The 20,307-nt window shown below is 36.8% G+C and carries 18 protein-coding genes; 10 read left to right on the forward strand and 8 right to left on the reverse strand.

Annotated features, from left to right (window positions below):
* The first annotated feature begins 31 nt into the window (after nucleotides 1-31).
* The gene (locus AC3IS6_RS15040) at nucleotides 32-511 is read left to right on the forward strand and encodes a hypothetical protein (protein WP_489160504.1); all 480 of its coding nucleotides are present in this window, start codon (nucleotides 32-34) and stop codon (nucleotides 509-511) included.
* Nucleotides 512-605: 94 nt separating this feature from the next.
* Here the strand turns inward: AC3IS6_RS15040 and AC3IS6_RS15045 are convergent, their stop codons facing one another.
* The 3 genes from AC3IS6_RS15045 to AC3IS6_RS15055 all read right to left on the reverse strand — a co-directional run bounded on the left by AC3IS6_RS15045 (nucleotide 606) and on the right by AC3IS6_RS15055 (nucleotide 3,343).
* Nucleotides 606-989 (reverse strand): hypothetical protein, encoded by a 384-nt coding sequence (locus AC3IS6_RS15045; RefSeq protein ID WP_489160506.1) that lies wholly within the window; start codon nucleotides 987-989, stop codon nucleotides 606-608.
* A 145-nt stretch (nucleotides 990-1,134) separates the two neighbouring features.
* Complete coding sequence (locus AC3IS6_RS15050) at nucleotides 1,135-2,685, reverse strand: DHA2 family efflux MFS transporter permease subunit (RefSeq protein WP_489160507.1); 1,551 nt, start codon at nucleotides 2,683-2,685, stop codon at nucleotides 1,135-1,137.
* Nucleotides 2,686-2,752: 67 nt separating this feature from the next.
* On the reverse strand, nucleotides 2,753-3,343 hold the full coding sequence (locus tag AC3IS6_RS15055; RefSeq protein WP_489160508.1) for a TetR/AcrR family transcriptional regulator: 591 nt from the start codon (nucleotides 3,341-3,343) through the stop codon (nucleotides 2,753-2,755).
* Between the two features lie 240 nt (nucleotides 3,344-3,583).
* Here AC3IS6_RS15055 and AC3IS6_RS15060 point away from each other — a divergent pair, with 240 nt between their 5' ends.
* The 9 genes from AC3IS6_RS15060 to AC3IS6_RS15100 all read left to right on the forward strand — a co-directional run bounded on the left by AC3IS6_RS15060 (nucleotide 3,584) and on the right by AC3IS6_RS15100 (nucleotide 17,185).
* Nucleotides 3,584-4,456: a helix-turn-helix domain-containing protein gene (locus tag AC3IS6_RS15060; RefSeq protein WP_489160510.1), complete on the forward strand. Its 873-nt coding sequence runs from the start codon at nucleotides 3,584-3,586 to the stop codon at nucleotides 4,454-4,456.
* 185 nt (nucleotides 4,457-4,641) lie between these two features.
* On the forward strand, nucleotides 4,642-5,058 hold the full coding sequence (locus AC3IS6_RS15065) for a (R)-mandelonitrile lyase (protein WP_489160512.1): 417 nt from the start codon (nucleotides 4,642-4,644) through the stop codon (nucleotides 5,056-5,058).
* Between the two features lie 95 nt (nucleotides 5,059-5,153).
* The gene (locus AC3IS6_RS15070) at nucleotides 5,154-5,558 is read left to right on the forward strand and encodes a cupin domain-containing protein (RefSeq protein ID WP_489160514.1); all 405 of its coding nucleotides are present in this window, start codon (nucleotides 5,154-5,156) and stop codon (nucleotides 5,556-5,558) included.
* 92 nt (nucleotides 5,559-5,650) lie between these two features.
* Nucleotides 5,651-6,700, forward strand: a complete 1,050-nt coding sequence (locus AC3IS6_RS15075) for an NAD(P)-dependent alcohol dehydrogenase (protein ID WP_489160516.1) — start codon at nucleotides 5,651-5,653, stop codon at nucleotides 6,698-6,700.
* A gap of 1,892 nt (nucleotides 6,701-8,592) precedes the next feature.
* On the forward strand, nucleotides 8,593-8,916 hold the full coding sequence (locus tag AC3IS6_RS15080; protein ID WP_489160518.1) for a DUF6660 family protein: 324 nt from the start codon (nucleotides 8,593-8,595) through the stop codon (nucleotides 8,914-8,916).
* A 109-nt stretch (nucleotides 8,917-9,025) separates the two neighbouring features.
* On the forward strand, nucleotides 9,026-12,154 hold the full coding sequence (locus AC3IS6_RS15085) for an efflux RND transporter permease subunit (protein WP_489160520.1): 3,129 nt from the start codon (nucleotides 9,026-9,028) through the stop codon (nucleotides 12,152-12,154).
* A gap of 167 nt (nucleotides 12,155-12,321) precedes the next feature.
* Nucleotides 12,322-13,584 (forward strand): TolC family protein, encoded by a 1,263-nt coding sequence (locus AC3IS6_RS15090; RefSeq protein WP_489160521.1) that lies wholly within the window; start codon nucleotides 12,322-12,324, stop codon nucleotides 13,582-13,584.
* 1 nt (nucleotide 13,585) lies between these two features.
* Entirely contained in the window at nucleotides 13,586-14,818 is a 1,233-nt protein-coding gene (locus AC3IS6_RS15095; protein WP_489160523.1) for an efflux RND transporter periplasmic adaptor subunit, read from the forward strand.
* Between the two features lie 378 nt (nucleotides 14,819-15,196).
* Complete coding sequence (locus tag AC3IS6_RS15100) at nucleotides 15,197-17,185, forward strand: heavy metal translocating P-type ATPase (protein WP_489160525.1); 1,989 nt, start codon at nucleotides 15,197-15,199, stop codon at nucleotides 17,183-17,185.
* Nucleotides 17,186-17,287: 102 nt separating this feature from the next.
* Here AC3IS6_RS15100 and AC3IS6_RS15105 read toward each other — a convergent pair whose 3' ends face one another.
* The 5 genes from AC3IS6_RS15105 to AC3IS6_RS15125 form a co-directional block, all read right to left on the reverse strand.
* A complete protein-coding gene (locus tag AC3IS6_RS15105) occupies nucleotides 17,288-17,686 on the reverse strand; it encodes a tautomerase family protein (protein ID WP_489160527.1) in 399 nt (132 codons plus the stop codon).
* 59 nt (nucleotides 17,687-17,745) lie between these two features.
* A complete protein-coding gene (locus AC3IS6_RS15110; protein ID WP_489160528.1) occupies nucleotides 17,746-18,399 on the reverse strand; it encodes a VOC family protein in 654 nt (217 codons plus the stop codon).
* Between the two features lie 344 nt (nucleotides 18,400-18,743).
* Nucleotides 18,744-19,169, reverse strand: coding sequence for an arsenate reductase ArsC (locus AC3IS6_RS15115; protein ID WP_489160530.1), 426 nt, complete (start codon nucleotides 19,167-19,169; stop codon nucleotides 18,744-18,746).
* A 133-nt stretch (nucleotides 19,170-19,302) separates the two neighbouring features.
* On the reverse strand, nucleotides 19,303-19,767 hold the full coding sequence (locus tag AC3IS6_RS15120) for a DUF6428 family protein (RefSeq protein WP_489160532.1): 465 nt from the start codon (nucleotides 19,765-19,767) through the stop codon (nucleotides 19,303-19,305).
* A 57-nt stretch (nucleotides 19,768-19,824) separates the two neighbouring features.
* The gene (locus AC3IS6_RS15125; protein ID WP_263360639.1) at nucleotides 19,825-20,151 is read right to left on the reverse strand and encodes an ArsR/SmtB family transcription factor; all 327 of its coding nucleotides are present in this window, start codon (nucleotides 20,149-20,151) and stop codon (nucleotides 19,825-19,827) included.
* Nucleotides 20,152-20,307 lie beyond the last annotated feature (156 nt).

Genomic DNA, 20,307 nt, shown 5'->3' on the forward strand with positions numbered 1-20,307 from the left:
GTGTATGCGGAAAGAATATAAAATGGATTGAATGGAATCAAAATTAAGTATAGCTGAATTTAGAGCAAGATTAAAAAACAATACCGAAATTGGTTCTTTGAAAATAAAATTCAGCCACTTGAGAATATTTCCGAGATTTGGCGAATTAAAGCCTTTTTATGGTCTTTTTGATGATAAAAGTTTTCGTTTGACCATAAATTCGGCAACATCTCCCACCTGTTTTGTTGTAAAAGGAAGCTACAAAAATGTTGATAACAGACTTAAAGTAGATTATACGATTGAGCCAAATAGTAAAATTCAATTGTTCTGGGTGAAATATTCACCTATAGTTACTATAATTGCAATTAACTTGTTTTTTGTTCTATTTGCAAAAGGGCTTAGGAGAGCTTCTACTATTGTGAATTTGTTTTTACTTTTTACCATTTTCTATTCCAGATGGAAAGAAGAAAGAAAGCGGAAGAAATTAGAGAAAAAGTTTCTCAGGATTTTTGAAATAAAAAGAGACTGGTAATACAGTTCTGAAAACGAAACCTTTGTCAAAACATAGAATTGACAAAGGTTTTATTACTTAGATGATGACTTGAAGCTGAAATGAATTTATTTACTTAATTCAATTTGTCCGCGTGATTTCGAACCCCGCCAAAGTTATTTTTTAAAAATTCTCTGACTTGAAATTGTGTTTTGTTTTGGGTGATTTTTTTCCATTCATTGAAATCAAAAATATGAATTTCAGTAGCATTTGGATTGGTTACAAATGAAAGCCTAGCGATAGAATATTTATAATACTTTAATTCGTGAGAAATATGTCGGTCAGGAACAACTATAAGAATTGTTTCCCATTCCAGGAAATTTTTAGGCACATCTGCTCTTTCAGTTAACCCAAGAGCTTCAAAAAAGGCAATAATCTTTTGATCATTAAGCTTGTCGATTTTCTGATCAACGCGCTTAATGGTGCTAATAAGCTTATTTTCATCTTTAATAACACTCATAACTATTAGCTGTGTTTTATGTTAAGGTTAATTTCAATATAAAATTACACCAAAACAAAGTGATTTGTTAAAAGAGAGGCAATAGAATGATTCTAAATTTTATAGAATGATTTTACCGGCTTGTTTATCAGAAAGAAAGCTCTGCCTAGTGATCGGAGAGCATAAGATCGGTTTTTCTCTTTTTCGATTTATTCATTACAAACAAAAGCAAGGGCAGGGTTACCACAAAGAACAATCCAACAAGGAAAAAAGCATCTCGATAGCTCAATAAAGAAGACTGTCTTAAAACAACATTTTCCATAAGTCTGAGTGCTTTAAATTTAGCTTCGTTATACGCAAAACCTTTGCTTTGAAAATATTTGATGTAAGCATTTATCCGATCCATTGCAATCGTATTGTCTGGGGTAACAGTAGAAATTAGTTCGTTTCGGTGTGCTGCAAATCGATGAGCTACATAAGTATTGATAATCGAAACGCCAAAAGAACCGCCCAATTGCCGCATCATATTATTCAAAGCTGCTCCCTGACCAACATCTTTGTCTTCTAAAGAAGAGACAGCCAGCATGGTAAGCGGAACAGTAAGTAGAGCCATTCCTAATGCACGAAAAATCAAAGAAGTTGCCACTTCCGCAGCGCTGGTGTTTAAAGTGATTCCGGACATTCTCCAGTTAAAGTAAATAAACAAAAGAAATCCGGCTGCGATAATAAGTACCGGTGAAACGCCTTTTTGGAGTAAGGTTCCGCACATTTTTAAGGCCAGTAGTGCAAACAGCGCTCCGGGCAACAAAAGCAATCCGGTTTGATAAGGTGAAAAACTCAATAAACGCTGTGCAACAACCGGGCTAATGTAGATGGAAATAAACATACCAAATCCGGTTACAAAAGTTAGGACTGCAGCAATACTTAAAGATTTACTTTTGAGTACCCGAAGGTTTACCACGGGTTTTTCGACTGTAAGCTCCCAATAGATAAACAGGAGCAGGGTTGTAACGGCAATAAAGGTAAGCACAACAATATAGCGGGTTTCAAACCAATCTTCGACTTCGCCTCTTTCGAGAACCGTTTGCAAAGTACCAACTCCTATGGCCAGTAAAGCAATACCAGTCCAGTCGACCTTAGTAATTTCCGGTTTTACAGGAGGTTCCTGTAGTAGAAAGTAACAGGAAATCATAACGAGAATTCCAATCGGAACATTGATGAGGAATATCCAGGGCCAATCGTAATTTTCGGTAATATAACCACCTAGTGTAGGGCCAATAGTGGGGCCAATGAAGATTCCGACTCCAAATATAGCTCCGGCTGCAGATTGTTTGTCTTTGGGGAAAAGCTCAAAAACCACAACTTGTGAGATGGATAACAAGGCACCGCCTCCAATTCCCTGAAAGAATCTGAAAAAGACGAGCATCCAGATGTTAGACGAATGCCCGCACATAAAAGAGCAGAACGTAAACAAAATCACAGAACCAATATAATAATTACGTCGACCGAGATTGGCGCTTAGAAAGCTCGTAATGGGTATTATAATCACATTGGCAATGGCATAAGCTGTAATCACCCAGGATGTGTCTTCAAGTGTAGCGCCCAGATTTCCGCTCATGTGAGAAAGTGCAACATTTACAATCGATATGTCGATTAGTTCCATAATGGCAGCTAGTATGACGGTCAGAATGAGTAATTTTCGGTTTAAAGATGTCATGAAAAGAATATTTTATACCGATCGGTATATTTTTGATTAAAAAAAAGGACTGTTGTTTTTATTGACTTTACTCTAAGTCATCGATTATCTTTTTCAGTGAAAGCATAATAGTAGATAAATTCGACAGGTCGCCCGTTATTTTAGAAATCATAACGGCACCCTCGATAATAGCAATGATGGTTAGGGCGGTTTTTTCCGGATCTATGGATTCAGCTTTAAATTCTCCGGCCGCAATACCCTGTTTGATGAAATAGACCAGTTTTTCTTTCCATGCCAGAATTATACTTTCAACCTTTTTTCGAAGTACCGGATGCGTATCGTCAGCTTCGGTGGCAGTATTGATGATAGGGCATCCACCCTGAGTGATTCTTAACTCATAATAATCGGAGTAGAGTCTTGGATAAACGAGTAATTTGTTTTTAAAAGTAGTTTGCTTTTCGATTTCCTGTGTAAAAGTATCCTGAAGTTTCTTTACATTGAATTTAAAAGCCGCCAGGGCTACTTCGTCTTTGTTTTCAAAGTTACCGTAAATGCTTCCTTTTGTAAGTCCCGTTGCTTCGGTAATATCACTCATAGAAGTGCCGCTGTACCCTTTCATATTAAAAATGGGAGCAGTTTTTTCTATAATAAATTGTTTGGTTTTTTCGGCTTTACTCATGAGAATTGAAAATAAGAATACAAATATATACCGATTGGTATAAAATAGCAAGCTTTTTTTATGAAAAATAAATGCGTGATGGTTGAGATTTGATTATGAAATAAGAAACAGCAGTTTTTTTAAGCAGCGAGCTAACAAAATTGAACTTTAGCAATTTTACAACAAAATTGGTTTCAACCTGAAACTTGAAACAAAAAAACAACTTCAATAATGTTTGTTTGATTTTCATAACTTTGCAACATGAAAGAGCAACTAGAAGAACAGGGTTCAGAACTTGGTATTAGTGATTTAAAGCTAAAAGGTTTTAAAGTATATGAAGTAAATGGGGATGTGAGCAAGATTCCGACTTACAATCGCAGGGATTTTTATAAGATTTGCATTAATACCAGCAAGAGTTTTATTCATTATGCAGACAGGGGAATCGAGACGGACGGGACGATATTGTTTTTCGGAAATCCTCATATTCCATACTCCTGGGAAATCATTTCGCCTTCTTATGAAGGGTATGCCTGTGTTTTTACCGAAGATTTTCTGAAGGTAAAAGACCGTTCGGAAAGCCTTCATGAATCGCCTCTGTTTAAAATTGGAGGTACGCCTATTTTTTCGTTATCTGCTGATCAAAAGCTGTTTATCGATTCTTTATTTCAGAAGATGATCGAAGAACAAGAGACAGATTATATCTTCAAAGATGATTTAATACGCAATTACATCAATTTGATTTTGCATGAATCGATGAAAATGCAGCCTTCTGAGAATTTCTTTAAACCTAGAAATGCTTCTTCCAGAATTACTTCGTTGTTTTTAGAGTTATTGGAAAGACAGTTTCCCATAGAAACCAAAAATGAGCCATTGGTACTAAAAACACCACAGGACTACGCACAAAGCCTTGCTGTTCATGTTAATCATTTGAATCGTTCGGTAAAAGAAGTTACGGGAAAGCCTACAACGGCTCATATTTCAGAGCGAATTGTGGGTGAGGCCAAAGCTTTGCTGCAGCATACAGACTGGAGTATTTCGGATATCGGATATTCGCTGGGATTTGAATATCCAAGTTATTTTAATAACTACTTTAAAAGAATTACAGGAACAATTCCAAAATCACTTAGAGTGTAAATTGTTTCATATTCTTAATTTTTTGTTTGATTATTGTTATCGCTCTGTGTCTTTACCACTGTAAATTTGCATTGAAATAATTAGTATTAATCATTAATCAGTTTTCGATAAGCTAAATAATACTTCACAAAGCACATTCCCGCTTTCATGATTTAGTTTAAACTGGTGGTAAAAAACAAATAATTATGAATACTTCAGAAAATCAATTTGTTAAAACCATTTTTCCTAAAGGAGATTTAGCTTCAGCGGATTACTTTACAGGAAAGGCGTGGGTCGGAATGCTGGTTCCAAGTGATCCGGTTTTGAATACTGCGGTTGGTAACGTGGTTTTTGAAGCCGGAGCGCGCAATAATTGGCATACGCATCCCGGTGGACAAATTTTGATCGTCACCCAAGGTAAAGGCTTTTATCAGGAAGAAGGGAAATCAATTCAATTGCTACAGGAGGGAGATGTTGTGAATATTCAGCCAGGAATAAAACATTGGCATGGAGCTTCTCCGGAGGGTGAATTTACTCATATAGCAATTAGTACCAATATTGAAAAAGGCATTGTAGACTGGCTTGAACCGGTCACTGATGAACAGTACAACAGCTTTAAGTGATTTTAAGTGCAAGTGTTGCGTTGTCCTGCAATTCAAGGGAGCGACTTTTGTCGGATCATGTTAGCTAATAAATCAATCTCAAAAACACAATTTTTATGTCAACACTTTATACTTCTGTTATTGAAGAGGGTAAAATCCCTAATACTTATATGACTGGTGATGTTTCGTATAAAAAACAAACCAGTACTATTCATCCTGATAATACGGTTATTAAAGAGGTTTCTTTTGAACCCGGATCAAGATGCAATTGGCACGTGAATCCAACGCTGCAACTATTTATTGCTACAAACGGAATCGGTTATTTTCAGGAAAAAGGCAGTGCTATTCGATTGCTTCATAAAGACGAAGTGGTTACTATCCTACCGGGAATCGAACATTGGTACGGGGCGACACCATTTAGTTCGTTTTCGCACATTGCTATTATTACTGAAATTGACAAAGGAACCGGAATCTGGCTCGATAGCGTAACCGATGAGGAGTATTACAGTTATGGGAAATAATTTAATTAGAAAATTCTGAATGGGAAGACTTGTGTTTTGATAATGTGAAACTTGAAACTTAAAACAAATAAAACTAAAAAAAACAACAAAAAATGGAAGTAAAAAACATAAAAGCCTTTGGGACGGCGGCGGCAGACGCGCTGTTGCAAACATTAGATATTCAAAGAAGAGCGGTATTGGCTCATGATGTTGAAATAGAAATTTTATACTGCGGAATTTGTCATTCCGATCTGCATTCGGCCAGAAATGAATGGCATGGTACGATTTATCCAATAGTTCCGGGTCATGAGATTGTGGGAAGAGTGACAAAAGTAGGGGATCATGTGAAAAACTTCAAGGTTGGCGACTTGGCCGGAGTAGGTTGCATGGTTGACTCTTGTAGAGAATGTGAACATTGTAAAGGTGATTTAGAGCAATTTTGTGATGCAGGCAGCACTTTGACCTTTAATTCTCCGGATAGTCATTTAGGGGGACAAACGTTTGGCGGGTACTCTCAAAGTATAGTGGTGGATGAAAATTATGTACTGCATATTTCTGATAAATTAGATCTTGCGGGAGTTGCTCCCTTACTTTGTGCGGGTATCACAACGTATTCACCATTAAAACACTGGAATGTTGGTCCTGGACAGAAGGTAGGGATTGTAGGAATTGGTGGTTTGGGACATATGGGAATCAAATTAGCGAAAGCTATGGGGGCACATGTAGTGGTTTTTACAACTTCATTGTCTAAAACTGAAGATGCAAAACGTCTGGGTGCAGATGAAGTAGTGTTGTCTACAGATCCGGAGCAAATGGCGCAACATGCAAAAAGCCTGAATTTTATTCTGGATTGTGTATCGGCAGAGCATAATATCGATGCATATCTAAATTTGCTAAAAGTTGATGGGACTTTGACTCTGGTTGGTGCGCCAATGGAGCCTCTTCCGGTAACTTCGTTCAGTCTTATTTTAGGAAGAAGAAGTTTTGCGGGTTCTGCAATTGGCGGAATAAAAGAAACTCAGGAAATGCTTGATTTTTGCGCCGAACATAATATTACTGCTGATATTGAACTGATTGGTGTGAACGAAGTAAATGATGCCTATGAAAGATTGCTAAAAGGGGATATTAAGTATCGTTTTGTAATTGATATGGCTTCTTTATAGCGGCAAAGGAGCAAAGTTAAAGAGTTGCAAAGGTTTTGTGCTTTGTATCTCTGGATTTTTATGGTAAAAGAAACTCTTAAGAAAATTAATTCTTAAGAGTTTTTTTTTTGTTACCGATATCTTACTCCTAGCGGAGTATCACGTTGAGGTTTCATTTCTGAGTGCGTCGGCATTTTATTCATTACATAAGAAGTGGATGTGTGCGAGTGTTACCGATATCTTACTCCTAGCGGAGTATCCCGCTAAAGTTTCGTCAGTAAATGCATCAGTATTTTGCTTACAGCAAAAATATCCTGGAGAGATCCCGTCTTGAAGGTATTGCTTATGTTGGGTTTGGATATAGTTGTTTAGCTTTTACAGGGCAAGGAAGTGGGTGGGTGTGAGAGGTAGCGATATCTTATATCTAGCGGAGTATCCCACTAAAGTTTCGTCAGTAAATGCGTCGGCATTTTGCTAACAGCAAAAATATCTCGGAGAGATTACATATTGGTAGTTGTTTAATACAAGATAAAATATCCCGGAGGGATTATATATTGATGGCATTATATAAAGATGTCGATGTCGAATAAAACATTTCAGAGTGAATTACATTTCGGGGAAAAAATATCGGCAAATATTGAACAAAAAGGCTGATTTTAAGCCTGACACATTGTCTTGTTTGTTATTGTTGTGTTTTTATTTCCAGTGTTTTAGCTATTGTTATATAAAATAAAACTTCTGTAGGTTTTAGAAGACGATATTGTTTTTGAAAAATATAGAAAAACAGGGCTAAATTTTAAATTTCAGAGAAAAGTGTCTCTCAAAAAGTGTGTTTGTCAAAAAAAGCATGTAAAAGGCTAATCTTTGATTTAATCGTTGTGTTTAGATGAAAAATACACTTTCAAATTATTTAGTTTTTTAGAGGGAAATTGTTGTGGTTTTAACGTTAGAATTTGCTTTGATATCATCAGCTGAATTATTTGTAAAGTGATCTTTTTTGTTTGAATTTTATTTTAAATTATTGCTTTATATGAAATGTGTAATTATCTTTAAATTAATTTATTAAGTTTTTGTTTTAGAGTGTTTTTTGTAACTGATTTTAAATAGAATTGAATTTGGATTTTTTGCGATTGTACTTTATTTAAGTTCATGTTACTTGTTCAAATTTAGATCAATTGGGTTTGCTGTGTGATTTCTGTTTTGTGGATAAAGCAAGAGTTAAAATAAGTGATCTAATGTTTTAAAAATTAGTTTAGTAAAGGTTGGTGGTATTCATTTTTCGTGCAGTATGCTTTAAAAACAAAAAAAAGCATAAATTAAGGAGTCTGGTGATTATTTTTTGGGTTTTGGTTCTTCATCTTCGGGAAGAATGATTTTATTCAGTTCTGCTTCTTTTGCGGCTCTTTTTTGTGCTGCTTTTCCTTTTCCAATAGATAGTTTGACTGTTAGGTATAACGATCTGTTGGATACATTTGGACTGTCTTTTAACAGTTGATTTTTTCCTCCTGCAATTTTATTGCTGTTTATTTGTGAGAAAATTTAGATATTTAAAAATAAGAAAGAGACTGATACTAGTAATTTATTTCTCCTTGATTTTCATACTTATTAATGTTAATGAATAAAATGGCATCAAATAAATTAAGAACTAGTGTGTTTTTACGGGAATTAAGCGTTTTATGTCTTTGTTTTACAGGTGTATAGGTGTTTTTTGTTTTGAAATAACGAACCTGAAAAAAATGTTAATTATTGTTAAGGTTAATTAAAATTTGTAATCGCCGATACTATTTTTTTAAGAAAGTATGTTTTGAAGGAAAGGGGATTTTTGCTGTTTTTTCTGACTCATTTGTCTTTTTTAGAAACATCAAATTCAATTATTTAGATTTTGGAATCGAAATAAATACTATTTTTGCAATGTGAAATGGATAACAATCATATTGTCGATTTATTTACTGGCACTTTCCAATATGCCCTGTGCAGATATGGAAATAAACAGTGCTGCTCACAAAACAGCTCAGTTTTCTTCTGAAGCAAATCACTCACACGATAAAGACAATGATTTGTGCTCGCCCTTTTGTGTGTGCAATTGTTGTGGTGCACAGGTTTTAAGTTATCAGACTTTTGTAAGTTTTGATTTCCCTGTCACACATTCTATTATCTCAAGTCCGTTACCTAATTACATTTCTGTTTTTGCTTCCAATTTCTATGGAAGTATCTGGCAGCCCCCTCAAATAGTATAATGATGCCCGCCCCGGAAAATCGGGATTCGGGTAAGAGCGTTTGCGATTATTCCGCAACAGTAAAATAGGCAATACTTTGCCTCATTTCTCACGTCATTATACCATTAAAATGTTAGATAAAATCATACAGTTTAGTATAAAGAACAAATTCGTTATACTACTTTTTACCCTAGTATTAATAGCTTGGGGAAGCTATTCACTCAAACAATTGCCCCTAGACGCGCTGCCTGATGTAACCAATAATCAAGTGCAGATTATTACTACAGCACCAACTTTGGCAAGTCAGGAAGTCGAGCAATTAATTACATATCCATTAGAACAGGCTGTAAAGACCGTTCCGGATATCATAGAACTCCGTAGTATTTCGCGTTTCGGATTATCGGTGGTTACCGTAGTTTTTGAGGACGATGTCGATATCTACTGGGCCAGAGAGCAAATATTTCAGCGACTCAAACAAGCTGAGGAGAATATTCCTGCTTATGCAGGTTCACCCGAGCTGGCACCTATCAGCACCGGTTTAGGAGAAATTTACCAATACGACGTATATGCCAAAAAGGGCTATGAAGATAAGTACGATGCTATAAAGCTGCGTACCATCCAGGATTGGATCATCATTCCGCAATTGCAGGGTATCAAAGGCGTAGCCGATGTAAGTACCTGGGGTGGAAAACTGAAACAATATGAAATTGCTGTAAATCCAAATACGCTAAATAGCCTTGGAGTTACAATTACAGAAATTTTTGATGCACTTGAAAAAAACAATCAAAATACGGGAGGTGCTTATATCGAAAAAGACCAGTTTGCGTACTTCATCCGTGGTGTTGGTATGGCAAAGGGAACGAAAGACCTAGGAAACGTAGTGGTTAAAAACCGAAATGGTTCACCCGTTCTGGTTCGTGATGTGGCCGAAGTTCGTGAAGGTGTTGCCTTGCGTTACGGAGCTTCAACCAAAGATGGAAAAGGTGAAATTGTTTCCGGAATGGTTTTGATGCTAAAAGGAGAAAATTCCAGCGCAGTGGTCAACAGAATACACGAGAGAATGATTCAGATCAATAAAAGTCTGCCGGAAGGTGTAGTTGCCGAAGCTTTTATCGACAGAGGAAAATTAGTTGATAATGCTATTGGAACAGTTACAAAAAACTTATTGGAAGGAGCTCTGATCGTTATTTTTGTACTGATCTTATTTCTGGGGAATCTCCGTGCGGGCTTAATTGTCGCTTCTGTGATCCCACTGGCCATGCTTTTTGCCATTATTTTAATGAATGCCTTTGGCGTGAGCGGGAATTTGATGAGCCTTGGCGCGATCGATTTTGGAATCATCGTGGACGGAGCTGTGATTATTGTTGAAGCTACGATGCATCACTTGCAGAAACTCAAACGTAAAAAAGAACTATCGCAAAACGAAATGGATGCTGAAGTTTACAATTCGGCTTCCAAAATCAGGAACAGTGCTGCTTTTGGAGAAATTATCATCCTGATCGTGTACCTGCCTATTCTGGCTTTAGTAGGAACAGAAGGTAAGATGTTCAAGCCTATGGCAATGACAGTAGGGTTTGCCGTTGCCGGAGCCTTTATTCTTTCTTTGACTTATGTGCCTATGATGAGTGCTTTATTTTTATCAAAGAGCACAGAACACAAAGAAAATTTCAGCGACAGAATGATGGCCTGGCTGGAATCGATTTACACACCGTTTTTAAAGAAAGCATTACAGTTTAAAAAGACAGTTTTAGGAGTGTCACTGGGTTTATTTGCACTAGGATTAGTCATTTTTAATTCAATGGGAGGGGAATTTATCCCTACCATCGAAGAAGGTGATTTGGCTATAAATGCGACCATCATGACCGGAAGTTCGTTGACGCAGATGGTGGAAACAACCACTAAATACGAGCAGATCTTAAAAGCCAAGTTCCCGGAGATCAAAACCATCGTAACCAAAATAGGAAGCGGGGAAATTCCAACCGATCCGATGCCTATCGAAAGTGGGGATTTGATCATAGTTTTGAAGGACAAGAAAGAATGGAAAGGAAAGTACGATAACTGGGAAGATTTAGCGAATGCCATGAAGGCGGAGATGGAAGTTATTCCGGGAGCTAACATCGAGATCTCTCAGCCTATTCAGATGCGATTTAACGAATTAATGACAGGAAGCCGTAGTGATATCGCCATTAAGATTTTTGGAGACGATCTGGAGATCCTGGATGCTAAAGCGACAGAGTTAATCTCAAAAATTAAGAGTATTGAAGGAATTGGCGACCTAAAAGCCGATAAAGTAACGGGTTTACCGCAAATTACGGTGAAATACGATTACAATAAAATTGCTTTGTACGGATTGAATATTTCAGACATCAATCAGATTATACGTTCGTCTTTTGCCGGTGAAAGCGCTGGAAAGATTTACGACGAAAGCAAAAGGTTTGATGTAGTCGTGCGAATGAATGAAAACAATCGCGCCGATATTACAGACGTGAGCAATTTGTTTATTCCACTTCCTAACGGACAGCAGGTGCCGCTTTCGCAAGTTGCCACAGTAGAGTACGAACAAGGCCCGGTGCAGGTAATTCGTGAAAACGGAAAACGTAGAATTACCGTCGGATTAAACGTTCGTGGCCGAGACATAAAAAGTGTGGTGGAGGAAATTCAGCAAAAATTGGATAAGGATTACAAACTTCCGGCAGGATATTATGTAACCTATGGCGGTCAGTTCGAAAATTTAATAGAAGCCACTAAACGACTTTCGGTAGCGCTTCCAATCGCATTGGGATTAATACTGGTCCTGCTTTATTTTACTTTTAAAAGTTTCAAACAGGCCGGATTGATTTTTACAGCCATTCCGTTATCGGCAATTGGAGGAGTCTTCGCGCTTTGGATGCGCGGAATGCCATTTAGTATTTCGGCAGGTATTGGTTTTATAGCCTTGTTTGGTATTGCAGTTTTAAACGGAATTGTATTGATTTCGTATTTCAATCAACTTAAAACAGAGGGAGTTATCGATCCGCTGCAAAGAGTTTTAATTGGTACCAAAACCAGATTACGACCGGTTTTAATGACTGCAGCTGTTGCTTCATTAGGATTTTTACCAATGGCATTGTCAACAAGTGGTGGAGCAGAGGTACAAAAACCTTTGGCAACCGTTGTAATTGGAGGATTAGTTTCAGCAACTTTACTGACGTTAATCGTTTTACCGATTCTGTATTTGTTGTTAGAGAAGAAATTTAATAATAAAGAGGCAAAGTCTTAAAGCTTTCGGTCACCTATCAAAAGGACTAATAGGATTTTTTTTACGCAGATTGCTTCGCCTGTTCGCTATCGCTCGGGTCTGTAGATTTTAGCAGATTTAATTTAAAAAATAACTTTAATAATCTGCGTGAAAAAAAACTTAAGCCAAAGAAATTTAAAAATATAAAAATGAAAAATATACTAAAGCATATAAACACAAGCTCCTTTGCGCACCTTGCGAAAGATGCATTGCGTACTTTGCGGTTAAACAAGCTGGTACTAGCACTCTTGTTTGCAACGACATTAACAACAGCACAGCAAAAAATCAGTTTGGAAAAAGCAATCGAATTAGCAAAATCAAACAATATCGACTTAAAAATAGCCGATAAGGAAATTGAGAAACAAACGATTTTAAAAAAGACAGCATTTCAGGCCGATCCACTTCAGGTGCAGTACCAGGGCGGACAGTTTAATAGTGCTGATTACGACCATAATATTTCGATTCAGCAGTTTTTCCCGTTGGGAAATATCACAAAAGCCAATCGACAACTACAGGAAGAACTGGCGAAGCTGGCAGAAAAACGAAAAGCCTTATCCTCTTATGAAGTAGAAAAGGCAGTAACGCTTGCCTATTATCAATACCTGTATGGGGTTTCGATTCAGAAACTAAACTCGGAACTTAATGAGATTTATACCAAGTTTTTGAAGAATGCAGAACTACGTTTTAAAACAGGAGAAAGCGGGAACATTGAAGTTATTAGTGCCAAAGCCAAAGTTAAAGAGATTGAAACTCAAAAGGCACAATTAGGATATGATTTGGCGATTTACCAAAAGCAGCTACAGTTTTTTATTCAAACTGATGAGAGTATCATTCCGGACGATCAAACCACATTGCAATATGCAATTGTGAAAGAAGAAGGTACCTCGAAAGTGGAGACTTTAATGACAGATTTTTACCAGCAGCAAATTTCGGTGTACCAGAAAGAGGCCAATACGCATAAAGCCATGCGAACGCCAAAAGTAGGATTGGGTTATTTTGCACAAACAATCAATACCGAATCTTTGTTTCAGGGCTTTACGGCGGGATTGCAAATTCCGTTGTTTGGAGGGGTAAATACTGCAAAAGCAAAAGCTTCGGCAGTAAGTATTTCCCAGTCGCAACTGGCTTTGGATAAGAACAGGCTAACGCTGAATCTGCAAAAATCGGAGTTACAAAACAACTTTGAGAAACAGCAGAAAGCAATGGACTATTATCAGAAAGAAGGATTGCAATATGCTGATCAGATCATTAGTACCGCCCAAAAAAGTTATGCCAATGGTGATATGAGTTACTGGTCGTACATCAGTTTCTTAAATCAGGCAATTGATATTAAAAAACAATACACAGAGGCTACGCATAACTTTAATCAAAGTGCAATCGAATTGCAATTTCCAACCATCAAAAACAATTAAAATGAAACAGACATATCATAATTCAACAGTAAAATTTGCAGCAGTTTTATCGCAAAGGAAGCTAGGTAGTTGGGCATTACTTATAGCCTCTATCGTCGTTTTAACTTCGTGTGGTCAAAAGAAAACAGAAGAAACAAAAGAAGAAGAAAAATCACAAAATGAAGTTGCTTTAAACGAATCTCAATATAAAACAGTTGGAATTGAAACAGGTTTAGTCGAAAATAGAAACCTCAATAAAGTGATAAAAGCCAACGGTTACACCACAGTTCCGCCACAAAATTCAGCAGAAGTTTCGACTTTAATAGGTGGAACGGTTAAGGATATTTTTGTTTTGGAAGGAACGTACGTTAACAAAGGAAAAGTACTGGCGACCATTCAAAATCTGGAAGTGATTGAAATGCAGGAAGAATACCATTCGGCTACAGCCAATATCGAATATCTGCAATTGGAATACAACCGTCAGAAAACCCTGAGTGATGAAAATGTAAATCCAAGGAAAACATTTCAGGAAGTAAAATCAAAATTAGCTGCAGAAAGAGCCCGTGCACAGGCTGCTAAGAACAAACTTGAAGCGCTGCATGTAAGCACCAAGGGAAGTACTTCGCTGGTTCCGGTTGTAGCGCCAATAAACGGTTATGTAGGGAAAATAAGTATCGCAAAAGGTGCTTATGCCCAAACAGGTGTTGTTTTGTTTGAAGTGGTCGATAACAGTCAGATGCACCTGGATTTGAACGTGTATGAAAAAGACCTGGGGTCTATTTCGATTGGTCAGGTCATTGATTTTGTTTTAACCAATCAGTCGAACAAATCAATTAAAGGGAAAATTTTCGGAATCAATAAGTCTTTTTCTAACGAAAGTAAAACCGTTGCAGTACACGCCAAAATCGAATCGGCTGATGCCAAAGGACTGATTCCGGGAATGTACGTTTCGGCAAACATCAACATCACAAACACCACTGTTCCTGCATTACCAAAGGATGCTGTGGTTCGAAATGCCGATAAATATTTTGTATATGTGGAAGAAGAAGCACATGAAGAAAAGAAAGCACCAGCAGAAGGGAATCATGAAAAAGAGGTTCATTTTAGAGCAGTTGAGGTCATTCCGGGTACTACAGATCTGGGTTTTACGGAAGTGAAATTTGTAGATAAAGTTGCTCCTAATGCAAAAATTGTAACCAAAGGAGCTTTTTATTTGCTTTCGGCGATGAAAGGCGGAGGAGAGCACGATCATTAGCCTTTTGTAAAGGCTCATAGGCTCATAGGTTCATAGGAGCGAAGGGACAAAGGGACAAAGTTTTTTTGTAGGGACGCATAACAGTGAGTTCCTGAATAGCCTTCTAGCTTTGATCCAATGTCATAAAGTTAAGTGATTTAAGATATTTGATTAACGATTTTTGATTTAAGATGTATGAAATCTAGAGATAGATAATATTACTAGTGACCAATACAACAATCGTTAATCTTCAATCTAAAATCTTAGATCTCTTTTCTGCGCCTTTGCGAGATTAATTTGTAGTACCTAAAAACTATTAAGACAAAATCCGTAAATTTAGAACATTATTGAAACAAAGTTTAAACTTGAAACTTTGAAACCTAAAACTTTAAATTTCTCATGGAACATCTACATAAAGAAGAAAAGATTAAAAAGAAAAAAACAAACCAACCGTCCTGTAGCTGTGCACATGATGAACCGGTTCATTCTGATGATGACGGACACGATCACGGTAATAATGACGACAGTAGTTTGTTTAAAATGTTTTTGCCGGCCATTATTTCCTTTAGTTTACTGCTGATCGGAATTGGATTTGATAACTATTTTGAACAAAATTGGTTTTCAGGTTATGTTAGAATTGCCTGGTATGTTATCGCCTATTTACCAGTTGGGTTTCCTGTTTTAAAAGAAGCCTACGAAAGCATTAGAAAAGGGGATGTTTTTTCTGAGTTTTTCCTGATGAGTATTGCGACCCTGGGAGCGTTTGCCATCGGAGAATATCCTGAAGGCGTTGCTGTGATGCTGTTTTATACCATTGGAGAGAATTTTCAGGGATTAGCAGTTAGTCGTGCCAAATCAAATATCAAGAGCCTGTTGGATCAGCGCCCGGATGAGGTGAATGTGCTGGAAAACAATATTTCTACCAAAGTCAAAGCTACCGATGTTGCTATTGGAGCGATAGTTCAGCTGAAAGCGGGTGAAAAACTGGGGCTGGACGGCGAATTGCTTTCAGATTCGGCTTCCTTTAACACCGCAGCGCTTACGGGCGAAAGCAAACCCGATACAAAAGTAAAAGGAGAAGCTGTTTTAGCCGGAATGATTAACGGAAGTACCATTGCGCTGGTAAAAGTTACAGCAGCGTATAACGACAGTAAACTGTCTAAAATTTTAGAAATGGTACAAAATGCCGTTACTAAAAAAGCTCCTGCGGAATTGTTTATTCGCAAATTTGCCAAAATTTACACGCCAATTGTAGTTTATCTGGCGATTGCCATTTGCTTGCTGCCCATGCTTTTTGTCTCTAACTATGTGTTTAGCGAGTGGTTGTACAGAGCCTTAGTTTTTCTGGTAATTTCATGTCCTTGTGCCTTAGTGATCAGTATTCCGTTGGGATATTTTGGCGGAATCGGAGCAGCCAGTAAAAACGGAATCCTGTTTAAAGGAAGTAACTTTTTAGATAGTATTTCAACCATTCAGAACGTTGTGATGGACAAAACAGGTACCATGACCGAGGGTGTCTTTAAAGTTCAGGAAGTGATTATTCAGGGAGGTTTTGATAAAGACGAAATTTTAAAACTCGTAAACGTACTGGAAAGTCAGAGTACGCATCCTGTCGCTACCGCGATCCACAATCATGTGGGGCAGATTGACGCTTCAATAGTATTGAAAAATGTAGAAGAGATTTCGGGACACGGGTTAAAAGCAGAAATAAACGGAAAGGAACTACATGTAGGGAATTTCAAATTGATGGATAAATTCAACATCAATTACGATGTTGATCCCAATGCCGTTGTTTATACGACTATTGCCATAGCTTACGACAAAAAGTTTGCGGGTTATTTAACGATTGCCGATGAAATTAAAGCAGATGCACAAGAAGCGGTAACGAAGTTAAAAGAGTTAGGTGTTAAAGTGACCATGCTAAGTGGTGACAAAACCAATGTCGTACAGTTTGTTGCGAAAACTCTGGGAATTACAAATGCTTTTGGCGATTTATTGCCCGAAGATAAAGTCAGTAAACTAAACGAAATTAAAGCCAAAAATGAAACCGTAGCTTTTGTAGGCGATGGTGTAAATGATGCTCCGGTAATTGCTTTAAGTACAGTTGGGATTGCGATGGGAGGTTTAGGAAGTGATGCCACGATCGAAACCGCTGATGTTGTCATTCAGGACGATAAACCAAGCAAAATTCCGATGGCAATAAACATTGGGAAACAAACCAAGAAAATTGTCTGGCAGAATATCACTTTGGCTTTTGTGGTTAAAGCTATTGTTCTTATTCTGGGGGCCGGTGGACTGGCAACGATGTGGGAAGCCGTTTTTGCTGATGTTGGAGTAGCTTTACTGGCAATATTGAATGCCGTGAGGATTCAGAAGATGAAATTTTAATATAAAGAAACCGTTTCAGAACTTAACCTGAAACGGTTTTGTTTTTATGCTTTATTCTCATCCGGAATAACCAGAGAGTTATAAAGACTGTGCTATAAAAATTTATTTTTTTAAATGTGTTGGCTTCTGAATTTCTCCGTTACCAAAGGACCAGTTTTCCAGACCGTTATTTTCTAATAAAACAATAATAACGTTATTAATTAGAATCTCTGTTGTTGCGGCAATTCTTGTAGCAATTAGGTGATATAATTTCTTTTTTTGTTCTACTGTCCGACCTTGCCCTGCGGTGATCTGAACATATACAATTTCTTCAGAATGTGAAACACCAAGATAACTTTCGGGATATTTTATCTGATGCTGTTCTAATTCTTCAATTACATGAAAATAATCAGCACTTGGAATATGAAATTCTGCTATTAAAGATTGATGAATCGCTTCTGAAATATTGTTTTTGGTTTCTAATGAAAGTTTCTTAGGCAAACTGATTCGTACAAATGGCATTTTTTAGATTTTGAGTTTTGTATAAAATTAAAAAAAATAGAAGAGGAGCGGATAAATCTTTAGGAAAACTTCAATTCAATCTGAGCTCCGTTATTTTCTATGCGAACTTCGGTTGAATTGCTTGTAGAAGGCGTTTTCGTAGGATACCAATTTCGACCCGGACGTACCATAATTAGCAGGCCTTCATCATTTCCAACGGCAGCAAAAAGCTCGTCATTGTCATTTTTACCGAATAGTTCCAAACCGTGTTGGGCTATTAACTGTTTTGCTAAATCTAGAGGTTTTTCGTTGACGATTCCAATTTCACTAATGTTTAGTATCGATTTAGAACTAAAGGATTCCGCTTGGGCATTGTCGAGATCATATCGGGCAATGAATTCCAATATATTGCCATTGTTGTCATAAAAATAAACAGCGTTGGCATTCCAGTTCTCAAAATTGGCGATTACATTCGCGTCTTCGATAACAATTAGGTCCAGTTTGTTTGTGGTCCATTCAATTGCCTCTTGTAGTTTGTTTTTGGGTATATTAAAAGCAAAATGATAGATAGAATCAAATTGCGGATTTTCGATAAACTTTAAGACCGATTCACCCGCCTGAATGCTAATCGAGTTGGAATCTTTTTTCAGGATTGGGAGATGGAGAACATTTTGATAGAATGCTGCTGTTTTGTGAATATCGTTTGTTTGAATCTGAAGGTGTTGTAATTTCATGATGATCGTCTTTTACAAAGAAATAAAGCTTCTTTTCGTTTCAAACAAATTTAAAAAAGGATTACTGCATTATGATAGTAATATCATTTTATACTTCAATAAAGGAATAACAAATTATGATGAGAAGTAGGGTAGTGGTATTTTTTTTTAACACATAGAAACATAGATTTATATTCTAAAAATAGAGGGCAAAAGAGAAATTCATTTCTTTCGCATAGTAATGCGTTTTATTTGAGGTGAAACGACTTTTTCAGTATTTAGAACTATGTTTCTATGTGTTAAGATATAGGTTCCGATGATTGGAGCGCTAAAATTTTGAAACATATAAAAACATAGATCCGTATTTAATAGTCTGTGTTAATAGTTTTTGCAAACGAACTGCAATATTCTTTGATCATTTGTCTTACGGTACGAAACTCCTGCATTATTCCTTCATCTGTTCCTGTTGCTTTTGCGGGATCCGGAAAATTGTGGTGCAATTTTAACGCGTTAGAAGGAAAGAAAGGACATTGCTCTTTGGCATTATCACAAACTGTAAGTACAACATCAAAAACAATGTTTTGATATTCGTCAATATGATTAGAGGTGTGTTTTGCAATATCAATGCCGTCTTCTTTCATAGTAGTGATGGCTTTGGGATTTACGCCGTGAGTTTCAATACCGGCACTGTAAACATGAGCTTTGTTGCCCAGAAAATGGCGCAAATAGCCTTCGGCAATTTGACTTCGGCAGCTATTTCCTGTGCAAAGCACGAGAATATTTTTTGTCATAGTTTTAAACGAGTAACCAAATGATATTGATAATGCAAAATTTAGGCTCAAAGCCATAAATCAGTTGCAGCACAATAACAGCTGTAGTGATTATAATTGGTTTTTTGTATTTAAAGAAGAAAGTGCTCATGGCTTAGCAGCAACCTGAATTTGGAGAACAGGAATTTGCTTTGTCTTTGTTTAATTCGATAAAGCCGGATGGTGATGGAATTCCGCATGCATCCTGTGCGAGACAAGCTGTAACCTTGTTTTTCAATACAAAATGATTTCCATTAAACTCTAAATCATATCGGCCAATAGTTTCGTTTTGATATTCGACTTCGACGTTCAGGTCTTCGATATTTAGTTGCTCTTCTGAAAGGTTAATGATGTGCAATAGTTTGCCGGGTTTCAAGCGATGTTCATAATCATCTGCATTCCAAAGTTGAAAGTTTACGCTTTTTTCCTGACGAATTACACCGCCACAATCAATAAAATTCTTAGTAATCATTCCTACTTCGGTAACGTGAAAATGCTCCGGAACAAAAGTTCCATTTTCCAGTTGAAATTCTACATTTTCAAGAGTAGGCAAAACGTTTTTAATGTCTGATAGTTTCATCTTTTTTGTTTTATAGTTATAATGCAATATTGCGATATAGTGAGCTAAAAAAAGCCTTTAACAGCATTTTTGATTTTTTGTAACCGCAATAATAGCGGAAAAATAGGTATTTAGAATATCAAAAGTTTCTTCGTTGATACAGTAACAGATTGCATTTCCTTCAATGTTTCCCTTGATAAGTCCTGCATTTTTTAGTTCTTTCAGGTGTTGTGAAACGGTGGGCTGCGCAAGTGGCAATTCGTTTACAATATCTCCGCAAATACATTCGTTTACTTTAAGCAAATATTCAATAATAGCAATTCTCGCCGGATGTCCCAGTGCTTTGGCGATAGTAGCAATCTGATTTTGTTTGTCGGTAAAATGTTCCGTTTTAGAAGCTCCCATGTGATTTTAAATATAATATTGCAATATTACGATATTAATTTTGAAATTGAAAAAATATTTTAGAATTTTTAAATAGGGTAAATTGAAGTATTGGTTCCTATGTTGGAAGACTAAAATTATGAAACACATAGAAACATAGATTTATATGACTAAAAG

Source organism: Flavobacterium sp. KH_035, assembly GCF_057839565.1.